An 11,913-nucleotide genomic window follows, 5' to 3' on the forward strand; every position below is an offset into this window, starting at 1 on the left:
CCGCGCTCGTGCCGTGGCGGTACGTTTGCGCCCACGGAGGCCTTGGAAATGCTGGATATCGTACTGGTCGAAGACGATGCCCGCCTGGGAACGATGGTCAGCGACTACCTGCAACGGCATGGCTACCAGGTGGCCCACGAGCGCAGCGGCGAGCGCGCCGTGGCCCGGATCCTGGCGGAGAAGCCGGCCCTGGTGCTGCTCGATGTGGGCCTGCCCGACCAGGATGGTTTCGAAGTGTGTCGGCAGATCCGGCCCCACTATGACGGCATCATCTGCGTGCTGACCGCCCGTACCGACAACATCGACCAGGTGCTGGGCCTGGAACTGGGGGCCGACGATTACATCGGCAAACCCATCGAACCGCGGGTGCTGCTGGCCCGCCTGCGCGCCCACCTGCGCCGCCACCGCCGGGTCGAACCGCGTGACGGCAGCCTGCGCTTCGGCGAGCTGAGCATCGACCCGTCCACCCGCAACGTGCACCTGCAGGGCAGCCTGCTGGAGCTGACCACCGCCGAGTTCGACCTGCTGTTCCTGCTGGCCAGCAATGCCGGCCAGATCCTGGACCGCGACGCGCTGCTGCGCGGCCTGCGTGGTATCGCCTTCGATGGCCTGGACCGCTCAATCGATGCCCGCATCTCGCGCCTGCGCCGCAAGCTGGGCGACAACCCGGAGCAGCCGGAACGGATCAAGACCGTCCGTGGCCGCGGCTACCTGTTCAGCCGCTCCGCATGGGGATGAAACGCACACCGTCGGCGATGCGCGGCCACGCCTTCCACTTCCTGCGCTACGGCATCGGTTTCCTGGTCGCCCACCTGTTGTTGATCGTGCTGGGCCTGTGGGCCTGGGACGCCCTGCTGGAAGACCGCACCGAAGCCGGCCTGCAGGCCGAGATGCGCGGCACGCACGCGCTGCTGCAGCATCGCTTCGCCGAAACCCCGCGCGAGCAGTGGCCGGCACTGGCGCGCGAACTCGACGCCGATTTCGCCTACGCGCTGCGCATGGTGCCGCTGGCCGAGGCGGTGAAGGCCCTGCCGGCCAGCCAGCGCCCGCCGTTCAACAACGGCCGCGTACAGATCGACCTGGAGCACATGCGCAGCCTGCAGCGGATCGGCGACAGCGACTACGCCGTGATGCTGGGCCCGTTGGACGAGGCGCTGCCGGACGAAGGCTGGCAGGACAGCGAAGTATCCGGTGTGGCGATCCTGCTGCTGATCCTGATGGTGGCGGTGGCACTGCCGATGTACGTGATGGTGTACCGGCTGTGGCGCGACGTCTCGCAGTTGGCCCAGGCGGCCCGCCGCATGCGCGACGGCCAGCTGGACACGCGTGCGCCGCGCGCCGGCACCGCGCTGGTGCGGCCGTTGGCCAACGCCTTCAACCACATGGCCGAGCAGCTGCAGCAGCTGCTGGAAAGCCAGCGCGTGCTGGCCCAGGCGGTCGCGCACGAGGTGCGCACGCCGTTGGCACGGATGCGTTTCGGCCTGGCCGACCTGGAAGACACCGCGCTCGACGATGTGCAGCGCGATGCGCTGGGCGGGCTGCGCACCGACGTCGATCGGCTGCAGCACCTCACCGATGCCGGCGTCGAATACGCCGCACTGGGCCGCTGCCATCAGCTGACCCGCCAGCGCCTGCAGCTGGCGGCGCTGGTGCGCGGCGTGGTGGCCCAGTTCGCACCGTTGCCGATGCCGGTGCAGCAGGCGTTGTCGCCGGTGGGCCTGGTCAACGTCAACCGGCACATGCTGGAACTGGCGCTGCGCAACCTGCTCGGCAATGCGCTGCGTTACGCGCGTCGGCAGATCCGCATCGCCAGCACGGTCAATGACGGCTGGCTGTGCCTGCAGGTGGAGGACGACGGCCCCGGCATCGCACCGGAACTGCGCGGCCAGGTGCTGCAACCCTATGTGCGGCTGGACCCGGGCAGCCCCGGCTTCGGCCTCGGGCTGGCGCTGGTGCAGGTGGTGGCCGACAAGCATGGCGGCCAGGTCGAGGTGACCGATTCGGCGCTGGGCGGCGCCTGCATCCGCCTGCACCTTCCGCTGGAAAACGGCGGTGTCGTGGAGGCCGAGGCAGCCTGCTAGACCGCCGTTTCCGCGCGCGGCAAGGCAAACACGAACAGCGCGCCCCGTTCGCTGTCGCGCAGTTCGATGCGGCGGCCATGCAACTGCACGATGCGCTGCACGATCAACAGGCCCAATCCGCCGTTGTCGCCACGCCGCGCGCCGAGCGCGGCCGGTGCCTGGAACAGCTGGGTACGCAGCGCCGGGGCTACCCCGGGGCCATCATCGGCGACGCAGACCTCCACGCTGTCGGCGGTCGCGCGCAGGCGCACCTCGATCTGGCCACCCTCGGGTGCATGGCGCAGCGCGTTGTCGAGCAGGTTGGTCAGCACCCGCTCGACCAGGCCCAGGTCCGCACGGACCAGCGGCAGGCCGGGCGGAAACGCCGCGTGCAGCTGCTGGCCACGCGCCTGTGCCGCCAGTTCGAACTTCTGCAGCACGTCCTGCAGCAGCTCCGGCAGCGCGAACACTTCCCACTCCAGCCGCACTTCGCCGTGCTCCAGCCGCGCCAGTTCGAACAGCGCGCGCGCCAGCCGGCCGACCTTGGCGCTCTGTGCCAGCGCAATGCCGAGATAGCGGCGGCGCTCGTCCGGTGACAGCGTGGCGTCCTTCAACGCCAGCGTTTCCAGGTAGCCGTGCAGCGACGACAACGGCGTGCGCAGGTCGTGCGAGATGTTGGCGACCAGTTCACGGCGCTGCAGATCCTGCTGGCGCAGCTGCTGCCACTGCTCGCCCAGCCGCTGCGCCATCTGCGCGTGCGCATGTTCCAGGATCACCAGTTCGTCGCGCTCACCAGCGCGCAGCGGCTCCGGCGGCGGCAGCGGCGTCGGCGCATCGATATCAAAGGCCTGGATCCGCCGGGTCAGCCGCCGCAACGGACGCGTCACCCAGTAGAACGCGACCAGCCCGGCCAACAGGCCGAGGCTGCCGACCAGCACCACCGACCACAGCGTGGTGTTCCACTGGCTGCCGGCGGCAAGATCGTCGGCGAGCATCTGCCGGTGCTCGCCGACCAGCACCACGTACACATAGCCGGCCGGCCGGCCCTGCACGATCAATGGTGCAGCGCTGAACACCTTGCGGCCATCGGCGCTGCGCGGGTCATCGCCGAGGATCGGCAACGGTGCACCGGCCAGCAGGCGACGCAACGGCGCCACATCCACCCGGTTGCGCACCAGATGTCCACTGGGTGCATCGTGACCGAGGATGCGGCCCTGGTCGTCCAGCAGGTAGACCTCGACGCTGGGGTTGACCGCCATCAGCTGGCCGAACAGCGCGCGCACCGCCGCATCGCGCATGCCGCTGGTGTCCATCAGCTCGCTGCGCTGGGCGATGTGTTCGGCCAGGCCCAGCGACAGCCGCTGCACGACTTCCTGCTCGTGGCGGGTGTTGGCACGCATCTGCAGTGCCAACAGCGCCATGCAGCACATCAGCATCAGCGCGGCGGTCACCACCGCCAGCTTCTGCCACAGGTTCGGCTTGATCATGCCGCCGCCCCGGCCGGGTCGACCAGCTTGTAACCGCGGCCCCACACCGTCAGCAACCGCCGTGGGTTGGCCGGGTCGGGTTCGATCTTGCTGCGCAGGCGGTTGATGTGGGTGTTGACCGTGTGCTCATAGCCATCGTGCTGGTAGCCCCAGACCTGGTTGAGCAGTTCCATGCGTGCGAACACCTGGTCCGGATGACGGGCGAAGAACAGCAGCAGGTCGAACTCGCGCGGGGTCAGTTCCAGCGTGTTGCCATCCACCGAAGCGGTGCGCGCGACCGGATCGAGCTGCAGCCCACCCAGCTCGATCGCGCCGGCATCGATGCGCGCGCTCTGCGCCATCGCCTCGGCGCGGCGCAGCAGCGCACGTACCCGTGCCACCAGTTCCGGCATCGAAAAGGGTTTTGCCAGGTAATCGTCCGCGCCCAGTTCCAGGCCGACGATGCGCTGCGTTTCACTGCCGCGCGCGCTGATGATGATGATCGGGACATACCGCGCCATCGCGCGCGCGCGCTGGCACACCTGCAGCCCGTCCACGCCGGGCAGCATCACGTCCAGCACCAGCGCATCCCACGGGCCGTCCTGCTCGAGCAGGCGCAGGCCGGCATCGCCGCTGGCGGCATGGGCGACGTCGTAGCCCTCATCACCCAGGTGCATGCGCAGCAGGTCGGCGATGTGGGCATCGTCTTCAACGATCAGCACGCGTTTGGTCGACATCGGCAGCTCGGGGCCAGTGGGGAGGCTGGCTGCATTGTGGCGCGGGACGGCCGCCGATACCTCACGAAAAATTGAATCCTGCGTGAGGATTCGTTGACCCGGGCGGGCGCAGCATGGCCCCGTCGCCCCTTCCCGGAGTCCGCCATGTCCCTCTCCCGCCGCCATCTGCTGGGCCTGGGCGGTGTCGCCACCGCCGCCGGCCTGTTCGGCCTGGGGGCCTGCAGCCGCGCCGCCCCGGCCGCCGCCGAAGCGCGCCCGTCGCGACAGTTCGAGGTCATGCACAGCGATGCCGAGTGGCGCCAGCGACTGACGCCGGCGCAGTACGCGGTGCTGCGCCAGCAGGCCACCGAGCGCCCCTGGAGCAGCCCGCTCAACAAGGAACACCGGCAGGGCACCTTCGCCTGCGCCGGGTGCGCACTGCCGCTGTTCTCCTCGTCCACCAAGTTCGAGAGCGGTACCGGCTGGCCCAGCTTCTGGGCGCCGCTGCACAACGCCATCGGCGAAGACCGCGACGTCACCTTCGGGATGCTGCGGGTGGAGGTGCATTGCCGCCGCTGCGGCGGCCATCTCGGCCATGTGTTCAACGATGGGCCACGCCCCACCGGGCTGCGCTACTGCATGAACGGTGCGGCGATGGTGTTCGCTCCCGGCGCCACGGATGGCACTGCCGACGGCTGGCGGGTGCCGGTCGGTTCTTCCCCTGCTTCCGGAGCCTGACGATGCTGCTGTTGCTGCTTGCCTATCTGGGGGGCGCGCTGACCCTGCTCAGTCCCTGCATCCTGCCGGTGCTGCCGTTCGTGTTCGCGCGTGCCGATCGCCCGTTCCTGCGCAGCACGCTGCCGCTGCTGCTGGGCATGGCGCTCACCTTCACCGTGGTCGCCAGCCTGGCCGCGGTGGGCAGCCAATGGGTGGCACAGGCCAACCAGGTCGGACGCTGGGTCGCCCTGCTGCTGATGGCGTTGTTCGCGGTCGCCCTGCTCTGGCCACGACTGGCCGACCACCTGCTGGCGCCGTTCCAGCGCGTGGGTGCCCGCCTGAGTGCGCGCGCCGATGCGGCGGATGCCGCGGGGCACGGCGGCGCGTGGACCTCGCTGCTGATCGGCATCGCCACTGGCCTGCTGTGGGCACCGTGTGCCGGGCCGATCCTCGGTCTGGTGCTGACCGGCGCCGCCCTGCATGGCGCCAGCGTCGGTACCACTGCGCTGCTGCTGGCCTACGCACTGGGTGCGATCACCGCATTGGCGCTGGCGGTGTGGATCGGCGGCCGGGTGTTCCGCGCGATGCAGGCGCGGCTCGGCCTCGGCGATGTACTTCGCAAGGTGCTGGGTGTGGCCGCGCTGCTGGCCGTCGTGGCGATCGGCCTCGGCTGGGATACCGGCCTGCTGACCCGCTTGTCCACGGTCAGCACCGCGCGTATCGAGCAACGCCTGCTGGATGCAGTGCCCGGCGCGCAGCCGGCGGCACCGCCGATGATGATGATGGCCGGCGCCAATGCCGGTGCCGATGCAGCGCTGCCGGTGGAAGGCACGCTGCCCGCGCTGGACGGTGCCACTGGCTGGCTCAACAGCCCGCCCCTGAGTGCACAGCAGCTGCGCGGCAAGGTGGTTCTGGTCGATTTCTGGACCTATTCCTGCATCAACTGCCTGCGCGCGATGCCGTTCGTGCACGAATGGGAGCGACGCTACCGCGACCACGGCCTGGTGGTGGTCGGCGTGCACACGCCGGAGTTCGCCTTCGAGCGTGATCCACGCAACGTGATGAAAGCGGTGCAGCAGCTGAAGGTCGAGTACCCGGTGGCGCTCGACAACCAGTACACGATCTGGCGCGCCTTCAACAACCGCTACTGGCCGGCGCAGTACTTCGTCGACGCGCAGGGCAACATCCGCGGCCACCAGTTCGGCGAGGGCAACTATGCGCGCTCGGAACAGATGATCCGTCGCCTGCTGACCGAAGCCGGGCAGACCAATCTGCCGCCGCCGGCCGATCCCGCTGCCGCCGGCCTGAAGGGCGTGGCCGTGCAGGCCGACATGGGCAACCTGCGTTCGCCGGAAACCTACCTGGGCCACGCCCGCGCCGAGCAGTTCGCCTCGCCCGGCGGGCAGCGCAGCGACGCCGCGTTCGACTACACGCTGCCGGCCACCCTGGCGTTGAACCAGTGGGGGCTGTCCGGGCGCTGGACCGTCACCGATGAGGCCGCACAGCTGCAGCAGGCCGGCGGCCGCATCGCCTTCCAGTTCCATGCGCGCGACCTGCACCTGGTGCTGGCACCGAGCGAGGACGGCAGGCCGGTGCGCTTCCGCGTCTGGCTGGACGGCAAAGCGCTGCCCGCCACCGATGCCGGCAGTGATGTTGGTGCCGATGGCAGTGGCGTCGTCGACGAGCACCGCCTGTACCAGCTGATCCGCCAGCGCGGCGCAGTTGGCCCGCATCGCTTCGAGATCGAGTTCCTCGATGCGGGCGTGCAGGCCTATGCCTTCACCTTCGGTTGAACCGGGAGGACATGATGAAACTCTCCTTTGAACAGGGCATCGCCGCCGGTGTGGCCGGCCTGGTGGCCACGGCCTTGATCGCCGGTGTGCTGCTGGTTGACCACGGCGCGATTGCGGCGCCGATCGAAGCCAGCGCGCAGATCCAGGCACTGCCGGCCCCCACCGGCGATGCGGCGTTCCGCGATGACGCCCCCCACGCCAGCGTGGTGTTCGCCGGTGGTTGCTTCTGGGGCGTGCAGGGCGTGTTCCAGCACGTCAAGGGCGTGAGCAATGCCGTGTCCGGCTACATCGGTGGCAGTGCGGCCAATGCGCGTTATGAGCGCGTCAGCGGTGGCCAGACCGGGCATGCCGAAGCAGTGAAGATCGACTACGACCCGCGCCAGGTCAGCTACGGGCAGCTGATGCAGGTGTTCTTCTCGGTGGTGCACGACCCGACCCAGCTCAATCGGCAGGGGCCGGACCACGGCAGCCAATACCGCTCGGCGATCTTCAGTGACGACGCACGCCAGCAGGCTGCCAGCCGCGCCTACATCGCCCAGCTCGGCCAGGCCGGCAGCTACCGCGCGCCGATCGTCACCCAGCTGGTCAGCGGCCAGCGCTTCTACCCGGCCGAGAGCTACCACCAGAACTACATGACCAACTACCCGCAGGCGGCCTACATCCGCTACTACGACGCACCGAAGCTGGCCGCGCTGGGCAAGCAGTTCCCGGCGCTGTACCGGCGCGAGGCGGTGCTGGTGCCGATGCGGTAGCCGGCATTCCCCCTTGGGCTGACCGACGCTCGGCGGTGCTCTCTGTAGAGCCGAGCCCACGCTCGGCTGCTGTTGGCGGAAGTGCAGCCGAGCATGGGCTCGGCTCTACACACAGAAAAAGACGCACGGCCATCCAGCCGTGCGTTTGGGAAGTATCGGCCGTGCCCCGATCAGGCCCGGCCGACAACGACATGCTAGGCTCGCCATCATCATGGGTACAGCACCAGATGGTGGGAAATTCGATGGATACAGATGACCAGAGCGCGATGATCCCACCCCGCTACCAACGGCTGTCCGACGAGCTGGCCGAGGCCATCCACGGCGGACGCCTTCCGGTTGGCAGCCGCCTGCCTTCGCTGCGGCAGATGGCCCTGCAGCGCAGGCTCAGCCTGAACACGGTGATTGCCGCCTATCGCCAGCTGGAGGACGCCGGCCTGGTCATTCCGCGGCCCAAAGCCGGCTTCGAGGTGGCGCCGCGCTTGTCGGTGCCAGAGCGTTCGCTGCGTGATACCCCGTCCGCACCCACCGCACCACTGCAGCAGGTGCTGATGGCCCGCGTGCTGGAAGCACAGCGCCGCCCCGGTGTGATCGACCTGGCCTTTGCCGGTCCGCGCGGGCGCCAGTTCTATCCGGGCGCGCAGCTGGCCCGGCATACCGCACAGGTGCTGCGCCACGGCCAGCAGACGGTGGAGACCTACGCGCGCCCCAACGGCTCGCCACGGCTGCTGGCGCAGATCGTGCGGCGTGGCCCGCGCATGGGGCTGCACACCCACAGCGAACGCCTGCTGCTGACCCATGGTGCGATGGAGGGCCTGCAGCTGGCGCTGCGCGCGGTCACCCAGCCCGGTGATGCGGTCGGCATCGAGGCACCGTCCTACTTCAACCTGTATCCGTTGCTGGCCAACCTCGGCCTGCAGGCCATCGAGCTGCCCACCCATCCGCAGCACGGACTGGATGTGGATGCGCTGGACGCGCTGCTGCAGCACACACCGCTGGCCGCGCTGGTGGTGATGCCGACCGTGCACAACCCGCTCGGCTGCACCATGCCGACCGCCGCCAAGCAGCGCCTGGCCGAGCTGGTCAACGCACGGCAGCTGCCGCTGATCGAGGACGCGGTGTACGCCGAGCTGCAGTTCTGCGAACCGCCGGCGCCCCTGCTGAAGGCCTTCGATCGCGACGGCTGGGTGATGGTGGTCGGAGGTTTCTCCAAGACACTGGCGCCGGATTACCGCATCGGCTGGCTGGATGGCGGCCGCTTCGCCGAGCGCATCGCGCTGCTGAAATTCCAGTCCACCGGCGGCGAGCCGCAGCTGCTCGGTGACGCGGTCGCGGCGTATCTGGAAGCGGGCAGCTACGAGCACCACCTGCATCGCATGCGCCGGCTGTACCGCGAACAGGTGGGACGGCTGCGCCAGCTGGTGGCCGAGCACTTCCCGGCCGGCACCCGCGCCACCGAACCGCAGGGCGGATTCCTGCTGTGGCTGGAACTGCCGGGCGTGGATACGCGCGAGCTGTTCGAGCGAGCGCTGCAGGAGGACATCGTGTTCATGCCCGGCCAGGTCTATTCACGTGGCGCGCGATACCGCCACTGCCTGCGGCTGTCGTGCTGCCAGACCCTGGATGCGCGCTTCATTGGCGCGGTGGAACGACTGGGCGCGATCGCGCGGGAGCTGGCGGCCGCAGCACGGTAGTGCCGGCCGCTGGCCGGCAACATCGGGATCACCGGGTGGATGCGGTTGCCGGCCAGCGGTCGGCACTACCCAGGATCACTCGAGCAGGTGCGCGCTCAGCGCTTCGCCATCCGCACCCGGCAGATGCGGCAGCCGTCCCCAGCACGGCATCGGCAGGCGCTGCTGCAACGTGGCGATGTTCTCATCCTGGCGCTGCATCGCCGGGTCGATGTGGTTGCCGATCCAGCCCAGGCACTGCACGCCGCTGGCCTGCAGCGACTGCGCAGTCAGCCGCGCATGGTTGACGCAGCCCAGCCGCATGCCCACCACCAGCAGCACCGGCAACTGCAGTGCTCGCACCAGGTCCAGCTGGTCCAGCGTGGCCGAGACCGGCGCCAGCCACCCACCGACGCCTTCCACCACCACGATGTCGGCCTGTGCGCGCAGTCGCGCGAACGCAGCCACGATCGGCGCCAGTTCCACCCGCACGCCGTCCTCGGCAGCGGCCAGCTCCGGTGCCAGCGGCTGCCGCAGCGCATACGGGTTCAGATCGGCATAGTCCGGCACCGGCCAGCTGGCCGCCTGCAGCGCCAGCGCGTCTTCGTTGCGCAGGCCCTGCCCCAGGTCTTCGCTGCCGCTGGCCACCGGTTTCATGCCCACCGCGCGCAGGCCGCGCCGGCGCAGCGCCTGCAGCAGCGCGGTGCTGGCCGCGGTCTTGCCGATCTCCGTATCGGTGCCGGTAATGAACAGGGCGGGCGGCAGCGTAGCGGGCAACGGCATCGATGGGCTCCAACAGGGCAACAGAGCGTGCATTATCGCCGGCCCGGCGCGCTTGCTAGACTGCGGGCATGTTCGCCAATGCCTCGCTTACCGGCAGCAAGCCGGAACAATACGCCCAGCTGCTGGAACAGGCCCGTGGCCTGGTCTACGCCGAGTCCGACCGCATCGCCAACGCGGCCAACCTCTCCGCACTGGTCTACCACGCCCTGCCCGACCTGAACTGGGTGGGTTTCTACCTGTACGACGGCACGGAGCTGGTGGTCGGCCCGTTCCAGGGCCTGCCGGCCTGCGTGCGCATCCCGCTGGACAAGGGCGTGTGCGGTGCCGCCGCCAGCCAGCGCGTGACCCAGCGCGTGGACGACGTCGATGCCTTCCCCGGCCATATCGCCTGCGATTCGGCCTCGCGTTCGGAACTGGTGGTGCCGCTGCTGCGCGGCGATGAACTGATCGGCGTGTTCGACATCGACAGCCCGAAGATCGGCCGCTTCGATGCCGATGACCAGGCCGGCCTGGAAGCCATCGCCCGCGTGTTCGTCGAGGCGCTGGGATGAGCGCACCGAAGCTGCGCAACATCGGCCCCAAGAGTGCAGCGTGGCTGCGCCAGGTCGGCCTGCGCAGCCGCGAGGACCTGGTTGCGACCGGCGCAGTCGGCGCCTTCGTCAAGGTCAAGCGCGCCGGCTTCAAGCCCAGCCTGAACCTGCTGTACTCGCTGGAAGGCGCGCTGCTGGACTGCCACTGGCAGGAACTGAGCGAGCCGCAGCGTGAGGCGCTGGTGCAGGATTACGAAGCACGCATCGCCGCGCATCCGCTGAAGGCGGCCGGCCCGGCGTCGGGTCCGGTGCATGAGCAGCGCTTCGATGCCGACGATGACGCGGAAGACAGCGTGACCGAGGATGCGGACGAGGATTGACCGCACCGGTAGTGCCGGCCGCTGGCCGGCAACTGCGTGGTCTTTTCAACATTCCTGAGACTGCCGGCCAGCGGCCGGCACTACCGATGGGTTACGGCTGCTGCAGTTCCAGCAGCTCGCCTGCCAGCCCGGCTTCGCCACGTTCCAGCCGTACCCGCAGGCGCGTGCCGTGGTCGATGCGCAGTGCCCAGCACAGCGACATCGGCAGGCCGCAGACCTGCGACAGCACCATGCGCAGCGGGCCGCCATGGCTGACCACCAGCGTTGGCACCGGGTCGTCATCATCGAGCAGTCGATCCAGCGCGCGCGCGATACGCCGCTCGAAGTGGCCCCAGCTCTCACCGTTGGGCGGTGGGTATGCATGCGGATCGGCATGGAAGGCCGCCAGTGCATCCTCCGGCAGGTCGAACAGCGACTGCCCGTCCCAATCGCCGAAATCCAGCTCTTCCCATTCCTCCTCCGCTTCCACGTCCAGCCCGCGCGGGGTGGCCAGGGCCATCGCCGTGTGCAGCGAGCGCAGCCGCGGCGAACTGATCACCCGTTCCCAGGGCTGCGCAGCGTAGGCGTCGACCAGTTCCTGCGGCAGGCGGGCCAGCTGCGGTGGATCGCTGCGGCCATCGAGGAACTCATCGCGACCGTTGCCGGCATGGCGGACCAGGTCGAGGATCATGCGTGCGTCCTGTACAGGCAACGCGGGAACAGCGGAAAACGGGCGGACATCGGCAACGGCACCACGGGATCGAGGGACCATTCTAAGGGCACAGCAAAGGCAGTCGGGTACGCTCGACGCTACGGGCCGCCTGCGATGCCGTAGACTGCGCGCACTTCCAGGTGACCTGCGGCCACGGCCGGCAGGTTGAAACGGGAAGCCGGTGACGCGTGAATCCACGCCAGGCCGGCGCTGCCCCCGCAACGGTAAGCACGTCAGTTCCAGGCAACAACGCCACTGTGCCGCAGGCATGGGAAGGCGGCTGGACGGTGGCCTCGCGCCACCCGGCGGCAAGCCCGGAGACCGGCCCGGAAGCCTCAGGTCGCGGTGCGGTGGGCAT

At 69.4% G+C, this 11,913-nt stretch carries 12 protein-coding genes and 1 riboswitch; of the genes, 8 read left to right on the plus strand and 4 right to left on the minus strand.

Annotated elements, in window-relative coordinates; genetic code table 11:
* Positions 1-48 precede the first annotated feature (48 nt).
* Both ACUVWL_RS14870 and ACUVWL_RS14875 read left to right on the plus strand, forming a co-directional pair.
* Complete coding sequence (locus ACUVWL_RS14870; protein ID WP_014645829.1) at positions 49-738, plus strand: winged helix-turn-helix domain-containing protein; 690 nt, start codon at positions 49-51, stop codon at positions 736-738.
* The gene (locus tag ACUVWL_RS14875; protein WP_069118028.1) at positions 735-2,081 is read left to right on the plus strand and encodes an ATP-binding protein; all 1,347 of its coding nucleotides are present in this window, start codon (positions 735-737) and stop codon (positions 2,079-2,081) included. The genes ACUVWL_RS14870 and ACUVWL_RS14875 overlap by 4 nt, the downstream gene beginning before the upstream one ends.
* Here ACUVWL_RS14875 and ACUVWL_RS14880 read toward each other — a convergent pair.
* Complete coding sequence (locus ACUVWL_RS14880; protein ID WP_032959213.1) at positions 2,078-3,547, minus strand: sensor histidine kinase; 1,470 nt, start codon at positions 3,545-3,547, stop codon at positions 2,078-2,080. The genes ACUVWL_RS14875 and ACUVWL_RS14880 overlap by 4 nt on opposite strands.
* Positions 3,544-4,263 carry a response regulator transcription factor gene (locus tag ACUVWL_RS14885; RefSeq protein ID WP_014645826.1) on the minus strand — a complete coding sequence of 240 codons (720 nt, stop codon included), beginning with the start codon at positions 4,261-4,263 and terminating at the stop codon, positions 3,544-3,546. Before ACUVWL_RS14885 ends, ACUVWL_RS14880 begins: the two co-directional genes overlap by 4 nt.
* A gap of 144 nt (positions 4,264-4,407) precedes the next feature.
* Between ACUVWL_RS14885 and msrB the strand changes: the two genes are divergently transcribed.
* The 4 genes from msrB to ACUVWL_RS14905 all read left to right on the plus strand — a co-directional run bounded on the left by msrB (position 4,408) and on the right by ACUVWL_RS14905 (position 9,195).
* Positions 4,408-4,980: a peptide-methionine (R)-S-oxide reductase MsrB gene (gene msrB / locus ACUVWL_RS14890; RefSeq protein ID WP_032959218.1), complete on the plus strand. Its 573-nt coding sequence runs from the start codon at positions 4,408-4,410 to the stop codon at positions 4,978-4,980.
* Positions 4,981-4,982: 2 nt separating this feature from the next.
* Positions 4,983-6,752, plus strand: coding sequence for a cytochrome c biogenesis protein DipZ (locus ACUVWL_RS14895; RefSeq protein ID WP_134808476.1), 1,770 nt, complete (start codon positions 4,983-4,985; stop codon positions 6,750-6,752).
* Positions 6,753-6,766: 14 nt separating this feature from the next.
* Positions 6,767-7,504 carry a peptide-methionine (S)-S-oxide reductase MsrA gene (gene msrA, locus ACUVWL_RS14900; RefSeq protein WP_041864052.1) on the plus strand — a complete coding sequence of 246 codons (738 nt, stop codon included), beginning with the start codon at positions 6,767-6,769 and terminating at the stop codon, positions 7,502-7,504.
* A gap of 242 nt (positions 7,505-7,746) precedes the next feature.
* Complete coding sequence (locus ACUVWL_RS14905; protein WP_014645822.1) at positions 7,747-9,195, plus strand: aminotransferase-like domain-containing protein; 1,449 nt, start codon at positions 7,747-7,749, stop codon at positions 9,193-9,195.
* A 75-nt stretch (positions 9,196-9,270) separates the two neighbouring features.
* Here ACUVWL_RS14905 and bioD read toward each other — a convergent pair whose 3' ends face one another.
* Positions 9,271-9,954: a dethiobiotin synthase gene (bioD, locus tag ACUVWL_RS14910; protein ID WP_041864050.1), complete on the minus strand. Its 684-nt coding sequence runs from the start codon at positions 9,952-9,954 to the stop codon at positions 9,271-9,273.
* 68 nt (positions 9,955-10,022) lie between these two features.
* On the opposite strand from bioD, the gene ACUVWL_RS14915 reads away from it, so the two are divergent.
* A complete protein-coding gene (locus tag ACUVWL_RS14915) occupies positions 10,023-10,505 on the plus strand; it encodes a GAF domain-containing protein (protein WP_014645821.1) in 483 nt (160 codons plus the stop codon).
* The gene (locus ACUVWL_RS14920) at positions 10,502-10,864 is read left to right on the plus strand and encodes a TfoX/Sxy family protein (RefSeq protein ID WP_014645820.1); all 363 of its coding nucleotides are present in this window, start codon (positions 10,502-10,504) and stop codon (positions 10,862-10,864) included. The genes ACUVWL_RS14915 and ACUVWL_RS14920 overlap by 4 nt, the downstream gene beginning before the upstream one ends.
* A 91-nt stretch (positions 10,865-10,955) precedes the next feature.
* Here the strand turns inward: ACUVWL_RS14920 and ACUVWL_RS14925 are convergent, their stop codons facing one another.
* Positions 10,956-11,534, minus strand: coding sequence for a histidine phosphatase family protein (locus tag ACUVWL_RS14925; protein WP_049441334.1), 579 nt, complete (start codon positions 11,532-11,534; stop codon positions 10,956-10,958).
* A gap of 142 nt (positions 11,535-11,676) precedes the next feature.
* Positions 11,677-11,899, plus strand: a riboswitch (cobalamin riboswitch).
* Positions 11,900-11,913 lie beyond the last annotated feature (14 nt).

This window comes from Stenotrophomonas muris (genome assembly GCF_052751275.1).